Genomic DNA, 23,330 nt, shown 5'->3' on the forward strand with positions numbered 1-23,330 from the left:
CACGGGTCTTTTCCACAAAGTGGTCACCGACAATGTAAACAGTGCCATCATTTAGCCAGCGAGCAATCACTGCTTTTTTCTTGACCCAGCCAACTGTCGCTGTCCCATCCACATCACCATCAACATTTTTCGAACTAACTAATACACTATCAGCCAAGTGAGGATCATTTCCGGTAGCAATTCGATTACTATAATGTAGCCGTTTAGTTTCATCAGCTAATTTCTTTTGTAAAACATCGGCACCGGCTTTAGTGATTATAGTTCTTTCCGCCCGGTTGGGTACCAGTCGCTTTATTTTCGCTAAATAATCGTCTAATTGTTCGGCCATACTAACCATGTTTTTTACCAACCCTCTCATTAATCTGTAGAGTCAAAATGTCATAAGTCACAATTTTATTGCTATCATCTAAACTCAAATTAACGATTTGATACAGTTGGTCTTGATATTGAACTAACAGACCTTTGTCAATTAACGGATTGTGTCGAATAACAATTTGAATAGTATCTTCAAAATCTGTTCCCAAAAGCGAAACGTTCTGTGTGTTAGTTCGCGTATAAGGCATGCACCATAACACGAACTGTGGTTTAAATTGCGTTCCTGATGCACCAGTATTAGGATTAATTGTTGGTAAAGCCGTTCCAAACTGGGCTTGCCGATTAAACTGCTCCGGACTAAATTTATTAAGTGCCATCCGGATCACTTCCTGAAACCATTCCTTGGAGTTGATCTAGCATCATCAACAAACCAGCCGACATCCCCCTAGATAATTCCCGATCATAATATAATTGAGTTGCCAGTGTTTTTATTGCTAAGTCGTAAATTGATGAGGCTTGATATTGGGTTTCAGTTGAACTGACTGAATGATTGACAATCTCAGTTGCCTCATTAATCAAATTGGTAACAGTCGTTAATTCAGTCGGACTTTGGTCAATATGCAACTCATCCATTAATTCTGTCGGATTAACCGTCACATGACACCCCTCCTAACAGCCGCCCATCACTGTATTGTTTATTTCATTGGCGACTTATTTAAATTACTTGCCAGTTGAACTAGTAGTCCCACTAGTCTTTGCAGCAGGAGTTAAATCTGCTAATCCAGTAAATGGCGCATAAATGACCGATTCAGTATCCCACAACTCAACATCAAAGCGATCAATGGCACGAATCTTAGTCAAGTCACTTTCAAAAGAACCAGCACCAATATTAGTAGCCAACAAAGACATCTGTTGGAGATCGAAAAGTCTAACTGCTTCTTTCAAAGCACCGATGTACAGTGGGAAACTGTTACCATCGTTTGGCAGAAAGGCATCGGCAATAACTGTAATTGTCTTACCAGCCAACATTTTTTGTGATGGATTAAGCGGGTTAGGTTGAATGACGTATTGTCCGTTATTATCCTTGACTTTATCCAGAACAGCAAAGCCTGATTGGTTAGTAACAAATGCAGATTCATTCCAAATCAGTGGATCCAATTCCTTGTTGTAAATATCCTTAATGGCGTCAAAACTATCAACTGTGGTTTTTTGTGCGCTTGGTAACTTAGCCAATGCTTGCAAAATTTCACTGTTCCGGGTAATAACATCCTTCTTGGCAATCCAGTTTTCCAAATATGATAATAGATTTGCATCACTATCATTCATCAAAGTATTTGTAATACTAGAAATTCCGGCATATCGATGAATTTTATAATTTAATGGCTTAAAGGCTGCCGGATCATCATTATTCCCAATTTGGGCTGTTTCATCATCCAAGTTGGCAAATGGGGTCACTGACTGTCGTGGCTCAATAACTCGTGATCCCGAAGGTGCATTAACTCCTTCCACAGTTACTAGTGGCTCCAATGATGTAAAGGTTTGTTTTAAAGTATTGATGGCCGTTTGGACATCTTCTGGAATTGTCAAGCCAACACCATTTCCGTTGGCATCAAGTCCACTAGACATCAAATTCAAAAACTTTGGATCACCCTTTAAGGCTCCCTTGACAATATTAATAAACTTAGGCTTGTCTTTTGGCGTAACATCTTTTTGACCACCTGCAGCTGGTTTATCAGGCTTTACTAATTTAGCCGTTGCTAAAGCATCATCATATGCACCTTTAGCAAAATCTCGGGTCTTCTTTGCTTTATCAATTGAATCAGCAATTTTAGTTAGATCCTCATCTGAATATTTTTCAGGAGAATCGTTCAGTTCAACTGCCATTTGATTACGCTTTTCTTGAAGGTCCGTTACTTTTTGACCAGCTTCAAGCCAAGCATCGTGCAGCTTATTTAAATCCATAATTTAATTTCCTTCTTTCTTAAATAAAATAGCCAACTTATGTGATCGTAATTGGTCACTAGTTTGGCTATTAGTTTCTTTAGGCTTTTCTTTTACTTTGGTTAACAATGATTTAATTTTACTAATTGCCTGATTACTCAACATAACCGGCGAGAGCATATTAGTAACTTTGGCTGGTTGATCGTCAAACATCATTTCGTCTGCAAATCCTTGCTCAACGGCATCTTTTGCATTGATATAAGTTTCCTTGGCCATCATTTGCATGACTGTTTGCGGATCCAGTCCTGTTCGTTGCACATAAACATTTGCAATTGATTGATCAGTCGAGTTCAAGCCTTGTAAATCGCTGGATAAATCATCTGCATTCCCTTGAGATACAGTGGAAGCCCGATGAATCATTAATTGAGCCGTTGGCGAAATTTTAATCGTATCACCAGCCATTGCAATGACACTGGCCGCACTCGCTGCTAATCCAACAATGTCAACTTCCACATTACCGGTATAATTCTTAAGTGCGGTATATATCTCAGAACCGGCAAACACATCGCCACCCGGTGAATTAATTTCGGCAACAATATTTTGACCATTTGCAGTGCTTAACGCATCTTTAACTGCGGAAGGAGTAACTGTTGAATAGCCAAAGAATTCATATACTTCAGCATCATCATCACTAGATACAACACCTTTAATTGGTACTGTTGTCATTATCATCACCTCCTTCCACTGCTGAAACTTTCAAATCAGGAAAAACTCCCGCTTGTTTCAGAATTGTTTGTGCTTGTTGTGGCGTTAATGCTGGTGACTGACCAGTACTTAATTTAGTAATATTACTAATTAATTGCTGATGATCAACATCAATAGCCGAATTAATATCCATTTTAATGTCGATTCCCAACTTTAAAGACAATTCTGATTCAATTGGCCGAATATATAGGCTCAAACTATTTTGATACAAAGAACGAATCATCTCAATTGATGATTGTTCGTCACCTTGACCATTTAAATAACTATCTGGAACACAAAAAGCCTTGGCAATCTGGGTCTGACTAAACGTGGCATTATTTAATAATTTAGCTATATCCGGATTAATCTGTAAGGAATCAAGCTGAGCAGATTGATCCAAAACAATTGGTCGACCAGCATTCGAACCAGAATTCTGATTCTCAAACGATTTTCTAATATTTTCTTTAGCTTCCGGTTCCAATTTGGCCGCCGGAACCGTAATCGTATAACTAGGCGCAATTGCATTCTTTAAACTGCTCAGTGACAATTGATTACTATAGTTCTGGATGTTAATTTCTTTAGCTAAACTGTTTAGCGGACTGCTACCAACCAATTCAGTGGCAACTTGTCCGGAAACAAACAATCGGAAATGTAAAACGTCGGCAGCTAAATATGTCACCTGCCCTCGGTCATCACCGTAATTAACTGTGTAATAAAGAACATTTTGTTGATTATCTAAAGTAATGCTGACCTGGTAAAACGGGATTAAGGTCAACCCTGCTGGACTTCCATTGCCATTTCGCTGAATTAGAACAAAGGCGTTGCCAGTTAACATCATTTGAGCACTAACTGCTTGCCAAAAATTATAAGCACTCAATAATGTGCTGGGCTGATTTAGCATGTTGCTATATTGGTCTGTTTTAAATTCACAGCTGGCCACATCACCTGCAATTCGATTAATCACCGCATAAATATCACTATTTTGCAGTGCTCCGTCTGCATCCACAGTGTTAGTGGATAACAATGTACCATTTAACATAAATGGTGAATACCCGGTGGTACTAATTGTTTGTGTTTGTTTTGACATAAAATTTTTAAAGGGGTTCAGCATTCAACGCCTCCTTTCACGAAATGACATAGGCTAAAACGATTAAAGCAATCCCGGCCACTACCCAACCTACAATAAAATTAATAAGGCTTGCGGCAACCACAAATGCAATTAACCCAAATAAAAATAATATAAAAGACAGGTTAGTGATTAAACCTGTCCATAGTTGTTTCAGATTCAACTAATCTGCCTCCCTAATAATTTATTCACTACATATATCACCCAACAAGTGTTGAAAATATTAAAAACTAAAATGATCACTGGTAAAGAATTCGTTGACCTCCTCATTACTCATTCCATTAAATGGATTCTTTTTATCTTCTTTAAGGCCATGATTAGGATTTTCAAAATAAAAAAGGGCTTGAGACATGGCATCGATAGTGGCATCGGCACAATCAATTTTCGAAGTCAACGCCGTTCGATCAATTTTAATACCATATGGATTAGCCACTGTTACAGCGTTAGCCAAGCAGGTCTGCAAAATCGGATCAGCCAGCATCTCAATATTTCCCGCAATAAACTGATTTCTCAAAAATACTGTGGGCGAGCTCAAACTAACCGTCCCTTGCTTTAAAGTAATAAAAGGCACTTCTGGCATATTATTATCCAACCAATCAGTAATTGCACTAGCCTGATAAGGATCATAAATGAAGGCCTTAACTTTCAAATGATGATCGTTAACAAAATCCAGGAACCAGCGTCCAACAAAATCTTCATCAATTAAGCCATAAGAATTTTGCGAAATATCACAAAAGCCTAACTTTTCTGCGTTTGAGTAATTAATTCCATCTTGTTTTTCTTTCACAATAATGGAATTATCTGCTCGGGCTAACGGAACAAATGAATGCTGCAAGATGAAATATTTCTTTTGTTCGCCATTCAAATGTGGGAAAACAAAACTATAAGCCGTATCATCTGAAGCATGTGATAAATCAAAACCCACATAGCAATCTTGATTATCAATTTCGAAATCAGAAACAACTGACTTTTGAATATCATCTAGTTTCAAATATTTATCTTTAGCCGTCTGCAACCACATATTGAGGTTACGGTTAATGAAATCATTTAACGTACCGTCTTCCAGCTTAGAATCACGTTCACTAATTAACCCTTTCAGTAGGGTATCATGCTTAGCCGGTAAATCTAGTAATGGATTACTTTTCACCCATGTTTCGGGGTTCTCAACTTCATCTTGGTCATCCTGCTGCCAAATTAATGCCAACGTTGAATCTTCCGTTCGGTTAGAATCTTTTTCCATCACCTTAGTGAGTCGTCTAACATCACTATACATCGGGACTTTAGGGTTACTGTATGCCGTACTGATAAAAAATGTTTGTCGGTTACTGGTTTGAACTTGTCCAGAAGTGACCTTAGAAATCACATCTGAATTAAAGTTTTCATCCCCGTATTCATCCACAGTAGCAAAGAGGAAATGAAAGGCATCTAATTGTGCACTACCAGCTGTCATTCGTAATATCTGGTTTTGAGTCTTCGTGGATTTCAAAACATCATCATTAATCGCAATATTCTGATCCTTGATTAATTTACGAAATCCAGCATTTCTTGTAAGCTGTTAAAAGTCTGTTTAATGTAACGCCAAGACTTCTTAGACTGCTTATCAACCGGCGCCAAGTAACATAAATCGGCGTTAAACTGGTCACTAGCCTCGACCAAGTAAGCGTAAAGGATCAAGATATTCAATAAATATGACTTACCATTAGTCCGAGCCACTGAAACCATACATCGCTCAAATCGCTTCTGCTTGTCTTCCTTTGTTCGCCATCCCTGAGAAAGGCACAAGATTGCTTGTTGCCAAATCATCAGTGGTATCGGCTTGTTTTGAGAAACATCAGGGCACATGCGTGCGAAGTTACAGATATTTCGGCATTTATCCAAATCATAGTAATACGGAAACTTATCCTCCGTAGATCGTTTTAAATCATTCAAATGTCTAAACGCTGCTAGTTTAATTGTTTTGCAGGCTAACTGTTGACCAGTTAATACCCGGTAACAATAAACAGTGGCCGGATCACGGTATTTGCTTTTGATTTCATCAAAGTAGCCTTTCCCATCAAGCTGCTGAAAGATTTTATCCAAGTTAGTATTTCTTTGAGTAAAATCAAATTCCTGTACCACTAAAACTCACTTCCCCCATTTAACATCTCTTTAATATTGGGTTCCTCATCGTTGTCATCTGAGAGTTGCAGTAATGAGGCTCGTGCAGATGGTGTTAAGCCTAATTCGTGTGCTAAGCTGTTTAATTTTGCCGTAGCAGAATCAATAATTTGTGATGCCGGATTACGTTTCCAGCCTGCGTTGTCTTCATATGTTTCTCCAGTTCGTTGATTGACCACAGTTTTAGAAACTTTGGTGACAACACCATCTGTTTTAATTGAGTCATAGCCTTTCCGCAATAATTGATAGTTAATACAAAACGCTTCAATTGTTCCCTTGTCGGCCTGTTTAACATATCCTGATGCTTGCAAAATTGGTACAAGTTTCGTCCACATTGCTCGCGCATAACTTGACAGATATTTTGGACAACTCTTTTGAATCAAATCCATTCCAGAAGTTTCCGTTATTAGTTTTTGAGTTCTAACTCGCTGATCCTTGCGAGCATGCTTGTCTGTAGTTAGTTTCATTTGTTTTGGCATTTTTTAGTTCACCTCCAAGCAATAAAAAAGAGCCCCCAATAGGGACTCTTTCAATCTGATTCATTTAGACTAATGAATCACAAAAAAATCATTAAACACACTGTTCGAACGTATACACCCTACAATCGTGAAAAAACGTCTAATTATATTAACTTTTAGGAGGGAAATATACATAGTCATTATAGTAGGGTTATTCATATAAGCAATTTGTGAAATTGCGTGCACCCAGTTATAGTAAGCCCATAAAAAAGTTTTGAATTTACAACTTTTAACGTGCGCTACTGCTGGGCGTGCGCTCCCCTAGGCTTTCACCACCCCGGGGGTGTTTAAACATTCACCTAAATTGTATTTTTTTGTAAGATTCAAACAGTAAGCTTTAAACAATTTTTTCTTTATATCTATATCACCCAGAGGAGGTTGAAAAAATTGTTTTTAATAAGTAAACCTCATCAGAAATATTTATTCCGATTACCTACATGATACCACCTGAAAAACACTTTGTCGTTTCACAAAGACATCTTTTTTTAATTTTGTTGATGAAGATCCCCACCATCCAAGAAACGGTACCCACCCCTGAAATTATTACCATCCAAGCTGGCAGGAGTTTCCTACATCAGGGATGTTTATTTCGTGCGTTCAGATAATACTTTAATCCACCAACGTTTGCTGCAGTGTTTGAGTTGGTTTTGATTGAGTGATTGTTCAATCTTGGTTTTCGTATTATGCGTAGTCGGTGACAAGCACCATAAGTTATCCATGTCTAACCATTTATCAACAGATAGTACACGTCTAGGCACAATGTGGTCAACAATAATCTTATCGTTTGAGACTGGCAAGCCAGTGACTGCATCTAAATAATAATCTCGTGCAGCAACAAATTGCCGAATCTTTTTCCATTCCTTTGAGTGATAAAACTGATTCGCTGTTTGATCACGATAGTACATATTGTACTCTCGGTTTCGTGCAGAACTGACTGCATGGTTGGGCTTCTGGTGCTGTGTAACGTGCTCACTGCAATACCTTTGCCCCATTGGTATCAATGTTTGACAGCCAACCTCATGACAGATATGTAGCTTCATATAAGCTCACCTGTCCTTCTTTCGGTACGAACTGTTTACTTAATTCCTGCTGTAAATCAATGATTGAATCAATTAATTTGTATTCATCCAGTTTCAATTGATGATCATTAATTAAACCAAACGATTTCCAAACAATGCCTTGGTATTTCATTCCATATACTTTAGTTGCGTAATCGAATATATCATTGAACAAGTCGCTATTGCTGATAAATAAGGTGTGAACTTCGCTGTTTAATGTCATTGGATCAGCGTATTTATTAAGGCAATATTCAAAATCACCTAATACCTTTAGTTTATCTAACGTATCCTGATGATCGAAGACACTTAACTGTTCAGTAAACATTTGTGCATTTGATTTAACGTAAGCTATACGATCATACAATGCATGTTCAAACTTTTTATCAGTCATTGAAAAAATATCCATTGTAGCTATTTTTCCATATTTAAGCAGGCTTTTTACAAACAGTTTGGTTTTATCCGTCGGGAATAATGAACTAACTTTATTTACCAATGAATTATCAACTGACACTGAACTTTTACAATTTATAGGCGCCAATTGTCCAAGTTCATCAGATTTATCAAAATTCTCTACCAATAACGTCTTGTGACCATAATAATCTTCAACCACATCTTTAGCAGCATAGGTAATTGCCCATTGCTTATTTTTAAATTCAGGATTGCTCTTATCAGTAAAAGCTGCGATTAAATTAACTTTGTCTTTGCACTCCCAGTAATGAACTCGTTTTAGCGTCTGCTGTAATAGTAAGTTAAACGCATCATTGGTTGAACAATAAATCGCATAATGAATTCGATTAACCCCATTTCTAAAATTTCGACAATTAGTAATTGAATTAACTAACACTTCATCTTTCAAAGGATCACCACCAATAATTTTGAAGTAACTGTTACACCAAATGATGATATTTCATAGCTTTTAGTACAGCAGATTTACTCATCATCCGTTCTCCGTGCATATTAATTACCTCATCAGCATTTAATTGCTTCTGAATATTTTTAATATCATTGCCATTAATAACCAATTGAGTTAACTTCATCAAGAAATAACGTTGATACTGCTTACTTCTAACAGCATTCCGAGTACTTTTGACCATTTTTTCTGGGGCTATTTGATTAGCATAAGCTTGCAAACTAGACAACTTATTTGCTGGCACATTATTCATTGAACCATTGTATTGACTTTCTAATTCAATTACTCGTTTAACTAGTTCATTCATTTTTAATCCATCCAATCTGTAATATATTCATTTCATGTGGGATTAATCTTATCACGGTTTTACATATCTGGTTACTATCGTCACTCCTCCACACTTTGGATACTTGAGTTATTTAATAAATCCTTCAGAAATTCAGCTTCATCCCGTGTAAATTGTTGTGTGATTTCGCCTCGATCAACGTGTGGGTTACGTACTCCACAGATGAAATACCCACCACGATCATCTACTCGTCGAGATACATACTGTTGCCCATTACTACCAACCATGCCATTCATTTTTAAACGATATTTAGGAACGGATAATTCAACCTTTTCATGATTCAAGATTGCATCCACAACGTTAGCTAAATCATCGCGGTTAGAAATAGTCTCATCATTGGCATATTTATCAATGAATTTGGCGAATTTAGCTATTCTCTTCCAATCAGAAATACTTTCTGCCATTGTGCTTTGGTACATATTGAACAATTCCTTATCAACAATCTTTACTGTCATTTTTATTTACCTCCAATTATTTTTAACGCGTCATCTACAGAACGACAAACACCATATAACACTGGATATTGCTTAATAAATTTGGCAAACCGCTTCTGATCTTCACGTAACTTGCCTCGTTCATTTTTAACTTCAATCAAAATCATTTTTCCACTATGATGTTCAAAACCGGTAATATCCGGCCAACCTTTCGGGAACAAAGCAATAATCCGATTATCTTTGGTAATAACCTTACCTGCATTGCTCCGACACACGGTGCAGTCATGACTTGATAACGCCATTAAAATCTCGTTTTGAATCTGATGTTCTGATTTGATTTTTATCACTCCCACAGGTTGTGAAGGATGTGAAAGATAATGTGAAGGATAAACAAATCGCTGTAATCCTTGTGCCAGTAATGGATTAGCCATTATTTTTTACGTGTGAAGGATAAACCAAAATAAAGTGTTTACTATATATAGTCTTTCTTACTTTTTATATATATACTTTTGATGATTCATCCTTCACATAGGGTAAAAAGAGTAATAATACTTAGGGCGACAAGGGATTTCGAGTTTAATTTATCCTTCACTTATCCTTCACACATCCTTCACATCACTTAATCCAATTCATATTTGGACTAACTTTCAGCTTTATTCCTTGATAAACGTTCCCAACTCTGGAATGTTTCATCTCAAACTTCTGTTTCATTTCACGTCCGAATTTCTGTTTGCTCATTGAGTATTCAGAATTTTCTTTCGACCAGGATTGATACTTTTTGAATAGTTCACCGGCTGGGGCACGATATTCATCACCCCGATCACAACAATCATCCACAAACAAACTCACAACATCCATCTCTTCACGGTATTGCCGACTGGCACGGGTAACGCTAATTGGTGGGTTTAATCCTTCGTGTTGCCACATTAGTGCTCCCTCAACAATCCAGTTAAGAATGCCCACAGATTCACGTTGCAGTTTGTACTTCAAATCCTTATCAACCTTTTCAACTGGAATTTGAACTTTAAATGGAATCAACATTAATCGCCGCCAAATACCATCATCGGTACCCCGAATAATTGGCTTGTGGTTGGTAGCCAACCACAATTTGAACTGTGGTTTAAACTCAAACTCTTTTCCGTAAAGGAACCGGGCAGTTACTTTATCACCACCGGTCAACTGCTTAACTAATCCTTCATCCAATCTCACACCCTCATTTGGTTCACTTGATGTAACTAACCGGGCATTTTCCAGCCGGGCAATATCGGAATTAGCACCGGAATCATTCTGCTTCACCATAATGGATTTAGCCTGCATCGATTTAGCATAGGTTCCGAGAATATCCGAAATCATATCAGTAAAAATACTTTTACCATTGCGACCATTACCGTAAAGAATAAACATCACCTGTTCTTTAATGCTGCCTGTGGATGAATAACCCACAGCTTTTTGAATGTAGTGAATTAATTCTTTGTCACCATCAAATATCTGATTTAAAAACTCCGTCCATTCGGGGCAGTCGATATTATCGGTGTATTCCACACTAGCTTGCTGGGAAAACATTTTATCAATATCGTGGTTTTTCAGAATGCCGTTGGTTAAATCAATGTAGCCGTTGGCAGCATTTAGCAATGTAATATCCTTATCAAACTCGCCATGTAATACCGGCACTCGATGTTGCACCTCGTTTAACATGGCCCGCTTGGCACTGTTTGAACGGCTTTTTCTTAGAAAAGTACGCCAGGCGTTTTTAGCTTTTTCAGGATCGACATCAGCGGCAACCACCAACTTTTCATTTTTCATGTTGTTAACCGTCATATCAACGAATTGGGCTACTTTGCCTTCGTTATCCATTTCCCAATAACTGCCGTTATAGAAATACCAAGATTTATCAATATAGGAATATTTAACCAGCTTGCCGAACACATCCATGAATCGATCAGCATTTCCGGTATCATCCACGAACGAGGGGGAATTTTCTTAGCCTTTTTGGTTTTGCCAAAATTGATAATGTACTTGTTTAACGGTTCTCGCTGTGGGTTAAAAGTTTCCTGGGTTTCGTTAATGGCTTTGTTCAGCAATCCAATTCCATACGTGGTTTTGCCGTGTTTCTCGTCATATTTTGGCCGCATCAAACTGGATTTTCTGAATATCTCATCCATTTTGTTAAAATCTCGTCCCGTCCAAAACGCTAAATCGTTGGCAAATGCCATATCCGCTTCACTCTGGGATGTATAGAAACCATCCCAACCGCCCTTCATAAACATCTTGAACCGTTTGCCGGTCTTACTTAATTCGGCTCGTCTAACAATTTCATCAATGGATAAATCATTCTTACGGATTGGCGTGTGGTTGGGCAATTTAACCACGTTATCTTTACCCAAGAATTTGGTGTACATCAGTTTAATTACTTGCGGATCCGGGGCATTGATGTGATCCGCATATCTGCCAACCGTATTACCAGTTAACGCGAAGAATCGTCCGGACTCATACATTTCAACGTTGCCTTTGCGACGTCGATCACCAGGAATTTTGCCTTTAAAAATAGCATGAATCCCGGTACCGGATAAACTAATTTCAACATATGATTTTGTCATGGTTAATACATCACGAACGGTATTTTGTTGATAATCACCAGCTTTGAATCGATCCAGTTCATCGGCGATGTGGTCAATATCCAAGCCGACATAACCATTCGCAAAATAGAATGCCAACCCATCCATATCGTACGTTTTCAATGCTCTTAACGCCGTTTGGTAATCAGTCCAACTATTTGGATCATTTGTGCGCCCAGCGCCACCATCGATTGCATTGTGGGGAATTTTCGTGTACTTGTTGCGTTCCGGCTTCCAAATCTTTTTGAAAAGCCCCCATTGTTTCAAGGCCCGCAACTCGTTTGGTATGTTTTCATATCTCAATTTTTAATACCCCCGAATTTAGAATGGTAAATCATCATCAGAAATATCAATCGAATCACCGGAATTGGCGAATGGATCATTATTGGCCGCCGGTGCATTATTCTGTGGTTCACTATTTTCAGCGAATGGATTATTGCCATTTTTTTGATCTTTCCATACATGTGCCACTTTAGGAAAATCAGACTTTTCAAAATTCCACGGGGCTACTTGGTTAACATCTTTCTTTTCACCGTTGTAATCATCAACGCCTTTTTTGACATATACTTTTGCCGGGCGGTTGGCAATCGCTTTGGTAAAATCTTCGATTGAATTAATCGGTTGGCCTTCGGGGATGCCCACAGCTTCCAAAATGTATTGAAAACTCTTGGTATCGTATTGGTTCGTTTTTTTACGCTTCCAGTTATCCATAAATACATGGCGGTTTTGGTATTTGGCGTTTGTGTTTGCCAATGCCTTCACCCCGTTCAAATCGTTACGAACGACTAAATCCAGTTGTAAGGATTCGGCACCACTCGGTGTTGCCTTTTCCTGTGCTGATTTGATTACCATTTCATAGGTACCTGTTGGCAGTGCCCCGTAAGTTTGGTGTTCATTGTTTGAGTAGTCTGTTGTAATAAAAGCCATAGTTTGTTATCTCCTTATTTTTTGTTTAAAAGTCCCAATCGCTTACCCTGCATATAGGCCCAACCGGGCTTATATCCACGGGCTTTTGCAATCTGATATAATTCGCTCATATTCTGGGCATTTTCCGGTTTCATCTTGCCGAGCTTAACAGTTGTGTAGTCGGTAGTTAATTTGAACTCACCAACTTTTTCAAGTTGTTTAGTGGCATCCACATCCATTTGTTCGGTTTCAACTTGAATTTCTTTCCCGCATTGTGGGCAAACATGGCACTGGGCGGGAATTACTGCCCAACAATGGGGGCATGTTTTAATCGGCGTTGACGTTGTATTATTGCTTCGTTTTTTCTTAGGTCGTCCTTCAAGGCTCCATTGTCGTGGAGTATCAGGCAGACCAAAACGGGTATAGTTAGCTGCATGATCAATGATAGTGGCCATTTTATTTGGCAAATATCGCATACAACGCATTGTTGCTTGAATATCAAATACCAAGCTTTCAGTTGGCCGTGCGATTACACAACACGTACACTCTTTGACGTCATATCCTTCATCAACCAATCCAAAGTTACATAGAACAGTGATCTTTCCCTTTCTAAAATCACTCATAATACGTTTTCTTTCGTCACTAGGAGTTTTAGAATCACAATGTTTTGCACTGATACCCGCTTTTCTAAATTCAGCCGCAATTTGTTTGCTATGTTGAGTATCATGAGCATAAACAATGGTTCGCTGTCCAAATGCTTTATCCATCCAAGTTTTAACAATATCGCCATACAAAGTGGGCTTTGCTGAATCACTAACAGACTGATTGGTATAATCGCCAGTGCTTGATTTCTTTAGCTTTTCGTCATTAAACAATGTCACACTGTAGTATTTATATGGGCTTAGTTTTTTGTGTTCAATTAACCACTTAACCGTGGGGCCTTTGACCATAGCAGAATAAATATCGTCAAACCCTGCTCCGTTCATTCGCCACGGACTGCCTGAGAATCCAAGCCTAGGAACATCCGAATAGTATTTAAAATTTTAAATATGTTTTTGCCCGACTATGTTGCGATTCATCGCAAATAATTAAGTTTGGTTTAGGCAAGTGATCTAATCGATTAGCAACTTTGCCCACAGTCATAATTGTGCAGTGCATTAAATCAACGTCTTGTTTCTGAAAAGATTGGGTTATTTGATTCACGAGTTCCTGTCTGTGGACGAAAAACATGACTTGTCCACCTTTAGCAACTGTTAATCTGGCAATTTCTGCAATAATAACTGACTTACCACTTCCTGGTGGTGAAACAATTAAAACACCATGATTGCCTTCAGCAAGCTTTTGACGGGTTTCGTCTACTAATCGTTGTTGATAATCAAATAATTTAAATGGCAATACTATTCACCGCCAAACATAAATAAGTCCTTAGCAGCACACATGGTTCGATTGTCCAAACGATTTTTGGCATAAATCGAGTCATTTCCTTGCAGCATAACGCCACGACCGTTAGTCTTCGGATTAATAATCAACCGACCAACCACATCACATAATCCCAACATTCCGTCCATCACGCTTTGACGAATTTCGGGTGCATATTGATTAAATTGTTGACCATTTTCAGTGGTAATCTGGCGTTGCGTCTCCCAAGCTGTAGTTAATACATTAACTGGCAACGCGTAGATAGCAGTCATTACTCTCGAAAAATAATTAGTCCACTGTGAATAATCCTGCAATTCATTTGAGATGCCATTATGGCTACCCTTACCCTTTTCCACAAACCAATCTTTTTCAAAGCTTGACACATTATCAATAACTAAATTGTCGTAACCAACAATCAATTCTGATGCCTGTTCAAGATACTGCTTCATGTCTTCTTCGGGGTGAGTTCGATCCATTTCATCGACTGTAACGTTGCTAATGCCAGCTAATACTTTAGCGGAGTTATCCAAATCAAAAATTCTAGTTTTACCAGGTAAATATTTAACACAAGTTGTTTTCCCAGTTCCGGGTTTAGCATATAGAATGACTCGCCAATTCAAGGTTCGCTGCAAATCTTTAGCTTCAATCGTCTTCATGATTAAGCACCTACTCTTTGATAACGAATTTGGTTACTATCCATGAAAGCCCTCAACAGTTTCATTTGTGGAATTGTTGCCGTTATTTTTAAAGACACTGAATGGGAAACAACTTCGCCAGTGTTGGTATCAATCGTTTTATCTTTCTGCTGAATTTGATGTGTTTGTGCTTCCGCTGCTTGTGCTTCCAGAGTCTGCTGTTTTTGTTTATTTAGTTTGACCTGATTATCAATTGCTTGAAGCAAATAATTAACATCTTGGCCTTGCTTCAACTGGTCGATCCAACCAGCTGGATCAATGTGATAAGCTTGAGCATATTTGGTGATAGTACTGATACCGGTTTTTAAATCATCGTGTTGCTTTTTAATGTAACCCATCACATCAGCAATTCCTTCGGTTACTTTCTTCTTGGTGGTGGTTTTATTTAACCAAGTAGGATCAATTTCAACCTCGCCTGGTTCCACATGGTAATTAGGTGCCATTTCAGCAATCAGAGATTGAACATGTTTTAAGCGAAGCTGGCGTTGCTGATCTTCCAATTCCTTTAGCCCAGCATCGATTGGATTAATCGAACTATCCAGGGTCATTTCCAAATCTTTAATTTGAGCTGCAAACCGTTGATATGGTTCAGCATATTTTTTTCTAATTTCCTTACGTTTATCATCAAGAGCTTGCTTCAATTTCCGAAGCTCTGCCGGCTGGACTTGGCTTCTTTTTCTGTGGAAGCTGTTACTGCCATTCCTTGATATTTGTTGGCATATGCTTCTACAGCTGTTTTTAATTGATCAAAATTATTAATTGTAATCACAGGTAGCTGATAGTCAATCGTGTATTCTGGTAGGGATAATTCATTTGCCATTTATATTTACCTCCATCTTTTAATGTAAATAGTGTCGTTGATCAATTGAATTCTTCATTGACGCTATTTCTTTTCTTTTAGATTTTGTGATTCTGCCACAGATTAATCTAATTGGTTCGGGATAAATTGGGACTCGTTCTTTCTGCTTCTTCATAAAATCCTTGTCGGTCCCAGTTACGACGTAAGTCGGATACTTTATGCTGAGCTTTCGCATAACGTCGGCACGAGAGACACCAGTTTCTAATATTTGGGAATCCATTACACCAACTGCTTTCCAAAATTTAGTCATTATTCCACCTCGTGATGTAAAATATATTCAGATAGTCGTTGCTTTTCTTTATCTAGGACAAAGAAATATGCCAACAAGCTATGATCTTTTTCCACGGGTGTACGTCCAATAATCATATTCAAACGTTTGATACGGTTCTGTATTGTTAATGTTTTCATTCTGATGACCCTCCAGGTGTTATAATATTAGTAGTTATAGTTGTTAGCTGGTCCACCCATTTGCGGTAGTGGGCTATTTAGTGCATATAATTAAGGTGGTGAATTCTTATGGATTTTTACAATTGGTTAATGAGATTTAAAGACGTCAGTCTGCCAATCGGTGATTTGGCCCGAGACGCGAAATCTGATAGATCGTTTCCCAAAGGAAATTTAGATTGGGAAACTTTAGAAAAATATATCAAATCAGTAAATCCCCAAAATCCTGAATTAGAAATTGTTCGCAACGCCTTTAATTACTATCTAGCGGAGAAAAGTCGCTAATTAATAAAATCCAGTAATCATTTGGAAGCTTCATATTTTCTTGGCCATATTTGCCTCGTATTTCAGTATTGGCATAAAGGCCACCATGGAACAGTTGGGCTTCCTTTCTTTTTCTTAATTCACCTATTAATTCAGATGTCGAATACTTTTGCAATTTATTCATCGATATGATTCCTTTCTATTTTTTAGTGACGCCCAGTTGGTATAAAGTATTCAATGACCAGGGCTGCTAAGAACAATAAAACTAGTACTTCCAATGATTCCATTAATCAAACCACTCTTTCCAAAAAGTTTTTGGATTCGCTTTATACTTCATATACTCAGTCCCAACCCAAAAACCAATCGCACTAAAAATTACATAGTCTAACCACTGTGGTAAAATTAAAACCATTTTTACACCTCCTTACCAGTTGAATTCACTCCAATGATCCTCCAGGAACTGCTGCATTTTGGTAGCTTTAAACAACCAGGGACTACCTTTACTGCCACGATGGACTAAATATCTATCATCCATTAAGGCTTGCATTTCCCGTGAATATTTTGGATTTTCCAAGAAATTTTCTTTTAACCATTGTGGTGATTTGTTCCCACACCATTTACGAAGATCGTTTAAATTCCAAGTCCGTCCAAATGTTGATTCCCGTTTTAACTTTTGGTAATCTTCCTTATTTATCAATTCAAAATTATCAGGAATTTGAATTGATACTTTAGCACTAATGACTTGAGACATTTTGTCACTTCCTTTAGTTATTCCAATTGATCGAGGTGAACTCTATGAATACTGTGGTAATTACCACAAAGTCTCATGATTCAATTTCGGTCTCTAATTTAAAGAAAATTCAAACTATGGATATTATGGGTGAAAAGATATCAATTACTAATTTTGCTGATTTTTCTTTAAATGATGCTAACGGAGAAGTCAAATTTATTGGTGATACAATCTTTAGCATTGACCGAAGAGACATCATGAGTGTCTTATTCAAGTAACAATCTATAAAGTTCAGCAATGGTTGCAGCCATTTCTGGACTTTTACTTTTTTCACTCAATAGTTCCAATAAATATTCTCGTACTGCATTATGAAGTTTTTGATCCATTTAATTCACTTCCAATTCTGGCTTAGTTGTATACTTAATTTATCCCAATTAATCGAGGTGATTAAATGTCGACCAGCACAAAATACCAGCTTTATATCAGCAAAAACCGGCAAATAATCCCAGCAACGGTTTAACGGTTGTTGGAATTATTTGCCGGTTTTAATATGCAAAATATTCCAGTTAATATAAAAAAAGAGTACAAAAACAGGAGTTTCACCTGTAGAATTGTTTAACGACCAAGAAAAACAATCAAACAGAAAGGAACTCCCTTCATGAATCATACTGGAAAAAACGGTCGTTGCATAGACCTAAATACATATTATCAAAAAAAATATGATCACTACCTGTTTCGGGTGTTAGATAGACTTCAGTGCCCACACTGTCACAATCCGGTGGGATTGAGAATCCATGGTCGCTATTTAAGAAATATTTATCTCACGGCAACCAAACGCATCCAGATTATGGTGTCACGAATGATCTGTACTTGTGGCAAAACATTTGTCGTTTTACCGCCAGCGATCATACCGTTCAAGCGTTATATTTTGGGAACGGTTCTGGCAGTTATCAAGGCAAGTAAGGGGCAATCGGTTTACTATGCCGAAAAGCGGTTTGAAGTTGCCAGTAGTCTGATTCGATACTGGCTCAGACAATTCGATCAGTGGCATGGTGCCCTTGTCAAGGCCTTCGGCCTCTTGGAATCAGGCCCAATTGAAGCAGCCTATCTGTACAATCACTATCATCAGAAACGTCGTTTGATGCAAATTATTTCAGCCTGGACCCAACCCTTTCATGATCTTTTTACAAACCACATAGTTTAATCTTATCAGCAATGTTGGCGTCCGTTATCCTTAATTCTATCCTATAAATTGAGGTAAACAGACATGACTAATCAAGATATCGATGACATTGCTTTATTTCGCTATAACCTGGTGATTCCATTGATCAATAATGATTTCCCCGATCAAAATAAAACCGCTTATATGCGACGAATTGCCGAAACGGAGCGTCAATTTCCCGGTGGCAGCAGCGGATACGTCCAAATGGGCACTTTACGGGAATGGGCAACCAAATACCGAAAAGCCGGCTTTTCAGGATTGAAACCGCAGCCAAGAAAAGATCGCGGGACTAGCCGTAGGCTCACGGAAGGCCAAAAAGATGAAATTATTCGGCTAAAAACAGAGAATCCACGCCGACCGGCGACCACTATCCGGCGAAAAATGATTAGCACCGGCTTTTTTCCAACGGGAATTCCATCAGAGAGTACCATCCAGCGTTATTTAGCTAAGGTAGTTCCCGACCTTCGACGGGATCATATCGAAGACATGCGCGCTTTTGAAATGGCGCACGTTAATGAACTCTGGCAGATGGATACCACTCACGGACCCTTTATCACCAATGATGGCCACAAACGCAAAGTTTATATTGTCGGCATTATTGATGATGCCTCGCGCTATTTAGTCGGCTGGCACCTGTCTTACAAAGATGATTCAGTCGCCGTTCAACTGGCACTCAAACAAGCCATTGCGACGTATGGTAAGCCACGACAATTGTATGCCGATAACGGCAAGCCCTATGTTAATAAGCAATTGGCGTTAATCTGTGCTGAATTGGGAATCGGTATCCGACATGCCCAAATCTATCATGGCAATCAAAAAGGCAAGATTGAGCGCTGGTTTGGCGTTATGAAACAGCAGTGGATGGCGAATATTAATTACGATGATTATTCGTCAATCGCAGAACTCAAACAATCTTTCGCGGACTACGTACGCGATCGGAATAATCAATCCAATCGAAACTTACCTAATAAAGAAGCGCCGATTGATCGGCTCAGTACGGAACCTGAAATGATTCATAAAGTTGAGGCTCGGCGCTTAAACATGGCGTTTTTACATCGTGAAGCACGGGTCGTCAATCACGATGGGACCATCAATCTTAATTCAAGACAGTATGAAACCGGCCGGGCAACCATTGGTGAAAAGGTAATGGTTCGTTACCAGCCGGATTACTCAGCTGTATACATTGAATGGAACGAACAGTTAGTGCCAGTTTCGCTGGTTGATAAGATTCATAATGGGCATGCCAAACGAGAGCGAATTAGAATGACGGAGGATCAATAATGGACTACTTAATGTATTATGGAATGACCCATAATCCGTTCGATAAATCAGTACAAACAGTGATCAAGACCATTGATTATAAGGAATTGACGTTTCGTTTAAACTATCTGATTAAGACCCTTGGGCTGGGCGTCGTAACCGGTCGGCCGGGGGCCGGCAAAACCATTATTTTACGGGATTTTGTCCGCCAATTAGATCCAAATCAATATCGGGTTAATTATATTCCTTTATCAACGGTCAGTGTTAGCGACTTTTACGATCAGCTGGCAGTCAATATTGGGTTGGAACCCGCTTATCGGAAAGCACAGAAATTTCGGCAGATTCAAGAACGAATTACCGAAATGCATGATATTGAACGCGTCACGCCAATTTTCATTATCGATGAAGCCCAATATCTAAATGGCGCCATCCTCGATGAACTAATGTTAATTACTAACTTTGACATGGATGCGCAGAAGAAATGCGTTGTTATACTGGCGGGCCTGCCCGTTTTAGCTCAAAGGATACAACGACCGCAGTTTGAAGCGTTTAGACAGCGAATCGCGATCAATTATCAAGTTATCGGTATGGAAAACGAAGAAGCCGTTCACTATGTGAATGATAAGTTTAAAGCGGCTGGTGTAACGTCACCAATCATCAATAAAGAAGCCGTGCAAACGATTATTAAGAATGCCGGTGAAAGCATTCGCCGACTAGATTTGATTATCACGCAGTGTTTAATTTTGGGTGCTAATAAGCAACAAAAAATCATTGATAATGAAACTGTCTTTGAAGCCAATTCCGAATTAGCGCTACTTTAAGCCAACCGACATCATTTAGACCAGCCTAACGGCTGGTTTTTATGTATCCCAAGATAAGATGCTGGAAGAATCTGACGGTAAAATAATTAATCCAGACAAAAAGTCATTTTAATCCAGCTCATAGTTCAATATATGGCCGAAATAAAATGACTTTTAACCGCTGGAAGAGCGCGACGCGCGACAATTAAAGATGACCATCAATAAAGAATTTACCGACAGATTATTAAATATTTTGGATGCTTCGCCTAACCGTGTTGTCGGCACAAAATATACAAAATCTGTTTTAAATTTATTTAATAAGTATCCTTTAGCTGATATTAAAGACTCATTAAATAAATTACCCGCTGATAAATACACTTATCATTTGTACGAAGATTTTGAACATGATCGTATTTCAGGCTTCGGTGTTCGTGACGATTCCAGAAATCCGAGCTGAACCAGTATTAATTAATTTTTCGATGGCCTCCAGCACTGCCTGCTGGGGGTCACTTGATGTTGTACCGTTACTGAATTGAATGGTCACTGTTAACGCTCCTAGGAAAGCTGGGTATTTCTTTTGACTATCCGTGGATATTTGTTGCTCTATCTTAAAATTGGCTAAATCTATAAAATCAGCATTTTTGGCGCTCTTACCTTTAAAACCTTTCGGAACATTTCCGACACGTGTTATTTCGTCCATTTAATTCACCTCCTTTCTATGCTGGCTGTGTGGACGAATCCGGAGTAAATAAAAGGTTGATCGTCACTTGGAAAGTCTCTTTCTAAGCTCGTTCTCTTTTGGGAACGGTTATTGTAAAAAAAATTCCTAATTCATCATTAGAGAATCCGAGCACGCTCGCAATCTTTGCAAGTTCATCAGCTCCCAGACTAACTTTACCGGTTTCCCGCTTGGAATATGTTGCTCTGCTTTTCCAACCTAGCATTTTGGCCATGTCCTCTTGCGAATATCCTTTCGCAATTCTTTCAGCTTTGACTCTTCTTAAATCTACTGACATAATTTTCCATCTCCTTACGTTCTCATTTGGGAACACTTAAAGAATATCGTATTCGTTCCCAATTGTCAACATGATAATTAAAAAAATAGTCAAAAAGTTTTTTTAATATCTTGATTGTTTCCGATTGGGAACGGTGCTATAATGTGATGGTAAGCAAGGAGGGTTTCTATTGAAAACAAATGACGAAATAATCGACACACTTATTGAATTAAAAAATGAGCAGAATTTAACACTTAGTGAACTGGCCAGACGTGTAAACATGGCCAAGTCAGCATTATCAAGGTATTTTAATAAAACTAGAGAATTTCCACTAAATAATGTGGATGCTTTTGCTAAAGCGTTACACACTACCCCAGAATATATTCTTGGATTCAAAGAGAATGAGATTGGTTCATTAACTGATAGTGATAGAAGAATTCTAAGGATTAATAAAAGGTTAAACTCTGATCGTCAAGAAAAAGTTTACAATTATGCCAGTGACCAATTAGACGAACAGAATAACGAAAAAGTAACTTCAATGTTTAACCACAAACCGCTGGTTGATATTCCTTACGGTCGTTCAACTGCTGCCGGTTCCCCTATTAATGGTGAGGATCAAGATACCCAATTAATCCACAAGCTGATTGCTGGTGAGAAGGTCCCCGCGGGTGCTGATGAATTAGTTACTGTGGATGGTGATTCTATGGAGCCCCTCTTAAAAAAGGGTAGTCAGGTGTTCATTCACTATCAACCAGAGGTTGAGAATGGTGAAATTGCGATTGTCCACATCCGTGATGTTGGTGTTACTTGTAAAAAGTTTTATGTAAATGAGGATAATACCGTTACCTTAAAATCAATTAACAAGGCATACGATGACATGGTGTTTGATTGTGATGAAGTTAATGTAATCGGTAAAGTGATCTTATGAGCTCCCAAATGTGGGGGCTTCATTTAAAGTTTTAAAAGAACATATGTTTCGACTAACCAGGTGGTTTGCTTAGGTTCGAGTCCTAAATAGTCAATATTTAACCGAAAAAAATAACCAACGTTCTCTGGATAAACGTTGGCCACAGGAAAGAATCGATCGTGAAGCAGCTAATATGTATTACAAATTTTTGGTAAATATCCACGATAAGATCAGCAGTAATTTTAAGGGACTTGCTAAGCATGATCCTAATAAGTGGCGACACTTTATTTCAGTTAACGAAATGCTTGATCAATTGGAAGAATCTGTTGTTGAGATAGAATTTGAATAAGCAAAGTGAATACTATAAAGGGGAGAATTTTATATGCAAGCATTCGTCAAAATTAAACGAATTTCAAAGAAAAGAGGTCTTAGCTTATATCAATTAAATAACCAAGCGGGATTGAAAGCAAATGTTATTTATTCTTGGAAAACTAAGAATCCATCAGTTGAGAAATTAAAAGCTGTTGATTATTTATTAAACGATGCAAATGAAGCATCCTTAGCTGCGGACCCTACTGAACTATCAAAAAATCAGAGAGCGATAGCAAAATTAATTGATCCTGATATTTCCAATGATGATTGCCAGGCTATTATTAAAATACTTC

Annotated in this window: 29 protein-coding genes and 4 pseudogenes; 6 read left to right on the forward strand and 27 right to left on the reverse strand. The window is 38.3% G+C overall.

What is annotated here, in order from left to right:
* The 22 genes and pseudogenes from JCM14108_RS10920 to JCM14108_RS14850 all read right to left on the reverse strand — a co-directional run.
* A partial coding sequence (locus JCM14108_RS10920; RefSeq protein WP_035180820.1) for an HK97-gp10 family putative phage morphogenesis protein occupies positions 1 to 337 on the reverse strand: 337 nt, incomplete at its 3' end.
* On the reverse strand, positions 330 to 692 hold the full coding sequence (locus JCM14108_RS10925; protein ID WP_003636420.1) for a phage head closure protein: 363 nt from the start codon (positions 690 to 692) through the stop codon (positions 330 to 332). The genes JCM14108_RS10920 and JCM14108_RS10925, both read right to left, overlap by 8 nt.
* Entirely contained in the window at positions 682 to 972 is a 291-nt protein-coding gene (locus tag JCM14108_RS10930; protein ID WP_225352716.1) for a head-tail connector protein, read from the reverse strand. Before JCM14108_RS10930 ends, JCM14108_RS10925 begins: the two co-directional genes overlap by 11 nt.
* Positions 973 to 1,035: 63 nt before the next feature.
* The gene (locus JCM14108_RS10935) at positions 1,036 to 2,277 is read right to left on the reverse strand and encodes a phage major capsid protein (protein ID WP_035180821.1); all 1,242 of its coding nucleotides are present in this window, start codon (positions 2,275 to 2,277) and stop codon (positions 1,036 to 1,038) included.
* 3 nt (positions 2,278 to 2,280) lie between these two features.
* The gene (locus tag JCM14108_RS10940; protein ID WP_035180823.1) at positions 2,281 to 2,982 is read right to left on the reverse strand and encodes a head maturation protease, ClpP-related; all 702 of its coding nucleotides are present in this window, start codon (positions 2,980 to 2,982) and stop codon (positions 2,281 to 2,283) included.
* Complete coding sequence (locus tag JCM14108_RS10945; protein WP_035180824.1) at positions 2,963 to 4,111, reverse strand: phage portal protein; 1,149 nt, start codon at positions 4,109 to 4,111, stop codon at positions 2,963 to 2,965. Before JCM14108_RS10945 ends, JCM14108_RS10940 begins: the two co-directional genes overlap by 20 nt.
* 13 nt (positions 4,112 to 4,124) lie before the next feature.
* Positions 4,125 to 4,289, reverse strand: coding sequence for a hypothetical protein (locus tag JCM14108_RS14845; protein ID WP_008214368.1), 165 nt, complete (start codon positions 4,287 to 4,289; stop codon positions 4,125 to 4,127).
* Between the two features lie 60 nt (positions 4,290 to 4,349).
* Positions 4,350 to 5,576: a terminase TerL endonuclease subunit gene (locus JCM14108_RS14130; protein ID WP_369385547.1), complete on the reverse strand. Its 1,227-nt coding sequence runs from the start codon at positions 5,574 to 5,576 to the stop codon at positions 4,350 to 4,352.
* A 71-nt stretch (positions 5,577 to 5,647) separates the two neighbouring features.
* Positions 5,648 to 6,244 (reverse strand): terminase large subunit domain-containing protein, encoded by a 597-nt coding sequence (locus JCM14108_RS15505; protein WP_237745811.1) that lies wholly within the window; start codon positions 6,242 to 6,244, stop codon positions 5,648 to 5,650.
* Positions 6,244 to 6,762: a phage terminase small subunit P27 family gene (locus tag JCM14108_RS10960; protein WP_003636406.1), complete on the reverse strand. Its 519-nt coding sequence runs from the start codon at positions 6,760 to 6,762 to the stop codon at positions 6,244 to 6,246. The genes JCM14108_RS15505 and JCM14108_RS10960 overlap by 1 nt, the downstream gene beginning before the upstream one ends.
* 623 nt (positions 6,763 to 7,385) lie before the next feature.
* Entirely contained in the window at positions 7,386 to 7,706 is a 321-nt protein-coding gene (locus JCM14108_RS10965) for an HNH endonuclease (protein WP_225352719.1), read from the reverse strand.
* Positions 7,707 to 7,818: 112 nt separating this feature from the next.
* Positions 7,819 to 8,715 carry a hypothetical protein gene (locus JCM14108_RS10970; RefSeq protein ID WP_035180827.1) on the reverse strand — a complete coding sequence of 299 codons (897 nt, stop codon included), beginning with the start codon at positions 8,713 to 8,715 and terminating at the stop codon, positions 7,819 to 7,821.
* A 31-nt stretch (positions 8,716 to 8,746) separates the two neighbouring features.
* Complete coding sequence (locus tag JCM14108_RS10975; protein ID WP_003636386.1) at positions 8,747 to 9,076, reverse strand: hypothetical protein; 330 nt, start codon at positions 9,074 to 9,076, stop codon at positions 8,747 to 8,749.
* Positions 9,077 to 9,156: 80 nt separating this feature from the next.
* Positions 9,157 to 9,570: a hypothetical protein gene (locus tag JCM14108_RS10980; protein WP_035180828.1), complete on the reverse strand. Its 414-nt coding sequence runs from the start codon at positions 9,568 to 9,570 to the stop codon at positions 9,157 to 9,159.
* 2 nt (positions 9,571 to 9,572) lie between these two features.
* On the reverse strand, positions 9,573 to 9,887 hold the full coding sequence (locus JCM14108_RS10985) for a VRR-NUC domain-containing protein (RefSeq protein WP_035180849.1): 315 nt from the start codon (positions 9,885 to 9,887) through the stop codon (positions 9,573 to 9,575).
* Positions 9,888 to 10,164: 277 nt separating this feature from the next.
* A pseudogene (locus tag JCM14108_RS10990) lies at positions 10,165 to 12,467 on the reverse strand (phage/plasmid primase, P4 family).
* An 18-nt stretch (positions 12,468 to 12,485) separates the two neighbouring features.
* Positions 12,486 to 13,091, reverse strand: a complete 606-nt coding sequence (locus JCM14108_RS10995) for a DUF669 domain-containing protein (protein ID WP_035180829.1) — start codon at positions 13,089 to 13,091, stop codon at positions 12,486 to 12,488.
* A 14-nt stretch (positions 13,092 to 13,105) separates the two neighbouring features.
* Positions 13,106 to 14,465: pseudogene (locus JCM14108_RS11000) on the reverse strand (DEAD/DEAH box helicase family protein).
* Between the two features lie 2 nt (positions 14,466 to 14,467).
* Positions 14,468 to 15,145, reverse strand: coding sequence for an AAA family ATPase (locus JCM14108_RS11005; RefSeq protein ID WP_035180831.1), 678 nt, complete (start codon positions 15,143 to 15,145; stop codon positions 14,468 to 14,470).
* A 2-nt stretch (positions 15,146 to 15,147) separates the two neighbouring features.
* Positions 15,148 to 16,004 (reverse strand): annotated as a pseudogene (locus JCM14108_RS11010) (DUF1351 domain-containing protein).
* A 19-nt stretch (positions 16,005 to 16,023) separates the two neighbouring features.
* Positions 16,024 to 16,293: a hypothetical protein gene (locus tag JCM14108_RS11015; protein WP_035180832.1), complete on the reverse strand. Its 270-nt coding sequence runs from the start codon at positions 16,291 to 16,293 to the stop codon at positions 16,024 to 16,026.
* The gene (locus JCM14108_RS14850) at positions 16,293 to 16,451 is read right to left on the reverse strand and encodes a hypothetical protein (RefSeq protein WP_169790410.1); all 159 of its coding nucleotides are present in this window, start codon (positions 16,449 to 16,451) and stop codon (positions 16,293 to 16,295) included. Before JCM14108_RS14850 ends, JCM14108_RS11015 begins: the two co-directional genes overlap by 1 nt.
* Positions 16,452 to 16,580: 129 nt before the next feature.
* Between JCM14108_RS14850 and JCM14108_RS11020 the strand changes: the two genes are divergently transcribed.
* A complete protein-coding gene (locus tag JCM14108_RS11020; protein ID WP_235807134.1) occupies positions 16,581 to 16,772 on the forward strand; it encodes a YozE family protein in 192 nt (63 codons plus the stop codon).
* Here the strand turns inward: JCM14108_RS11020 and JCM14108_RS14360 are convergent.
* The 3 genes from JCM14108_RS14360 to JCM14108_RS11025 form a co-directional block, all read right to left on the reverse strand.
* The gene (locus tag JCM14108_RS14360; RefSeq protein ID WP_081759896.1) at positions 16,741 to 16,935 is read right to left on the reverse strand and encodes a hypothetical protein; all 195 of its coding nucleotides are present in this window, start codon (positions 16,933 to 16,935) and stop codon (positions 16,741 to 16,743) included. The genes JCM14108_RS11020 and JCM14108_RS14360 overlap by 32 nt on opposite strands.
* Positions 16,936 to 17,037: 102 nt before the next feature.
* A complete protein-coding gene (locus tag JCM14108_RS15960) occupies positions 17,038 to 17,163 on the reverse strand; it encodes a hypothetical protein (protein WP_268872155.1) in 126 nt (41 codons plus the stop codon).
* Positions 17,164 to 17,175: 12 nt separating this feature from the next.
* Positions 17,176 to 17,502, reverse strand: a complete 327-nt coding sequence (locus tag JCM14108_RS11025; RefSeq protein ID WP_008213898.1) for a DUF771 domain-containing protein — start codon at positions 17,500 to 17,502, stop codon at positions 17,176 to 17,178.
* Positions 17,503 to 18,139: 637 nt separating this feature from the next.
* On the opposite strand from JCM14108_RS11025, the gene JCM14108_RS11035 reads away from it, so the two are divergent.
* The 3 genes from JCM14108_RS11035 (at position 18,140) to JCM14108_RS11045 (ending at position 20,784) form a co-directional block, all read left to right on the forward strand.
* Positions 18,140 to 18,685 carry a DUF6431 domain-containing protein gene (locus JCM14108_RS11035; protein WP_035180836.1) on the forward strand — a complete coding sequence of 182 codons (546 nt, stop codon included), beginning with the start codon at positions 18,140 to 18,142 and terminating at the stop codon, positions 18,683 to 18,685.
* A gap of 63 nt (positions 18,686 to 18,748) precedes the next feature.
* Positions 18,749 to 19,984: a DDE-type integrase/transposase/recombinase gene (locus tag JCM14108_RS11040; protein ID WP_035180838.1), complete on the forward strand. Its 1,236-nt coding sequence runs from the start codon at positions 18,749 to 18,751 to the stop codon at positions 19,982 to 19,984.
* Positions 19,984 to 20,784, forward strand: coding sequence for an ExeA family protein (locus JCM14108_RS11045; RefSeq protein ID WP_035180839.1), 801 nt, complete (start codon positions 19,984 to 19,986; stop codon positions 20,782 to 20,784). The genes JCM14108_RS11040 and JCM14108_RS11045 overlap by 1 nt, the downstream gene beginning before the upstream one ends.
* Positions 20,785 to 21,178: 394 nt before the next feature.
* On the opposite strand, the gene JCM14108_RS11055 is transcribed toward JCM14108_RS11045, so the two are convergent.
* Both JCM14108_RS11055 and JCM14108_RS11060 read right to left on the reverse strand, forming a co-directional pair.
* Complete coding sequence (locus JCM14108_RS11055; protein ID WP_035180841.1) at positions 21,179 to 21,463, reverse strand: hypothetical protein; 285 nt, start codon at positions 21,461 to 21,463, stop codon at positions 21,179 to 21,181.
* 82 nt (positions 21,464 to 21,545) lie between these two features.
* Positions 21,546 to 21,779: a helix-turn-helix domain-containing protein gene (locus JCM14108_RS11060; RefSeq protein WP_035180843.1), complete on the reverse strand. Its 234-nt coding sequence runs from the start codon at positions 21,777 to 21,779 to the stop codon at positions 21,546 to 21,548.
* A gap of 169 nt (positions 21,780 to 21,948) precedes the next feature.
* Between JCM14108_RS11060 and JCM14108_RS11065 the strand changes: the two genes are divergently transcribed.
* Complete coding sequence (locus tag JCM14108_RS11065; protein ID WP_035180844.1) at positions 21,949 to 22,686, forward strand: XRE family transcriptional regulator; 738 nt, start codon at positions 21,949 to 21,951, stop codon at positions 22,684 to 22,686.
* Positions 22,687 to 23,047: 361 nt separating this feature from the next.
* Positions 23,048 to 23,330: pseudogene (locus JCM14108_RS11075) on the forward strand (hypothetical protein); the annotation flags it as partial.

Source organism: Lentilactobacillus farraginis DSM 18382 = JCM 14108, assembly GCF_000583655.1.
Classification (GTDB): domain Bacteria; phylum Bacillota; class Bacilli; order Lactobacillales; family Lactobacillaceae; genus Lentilactobacillus; species Lentilactobacillus farraginis.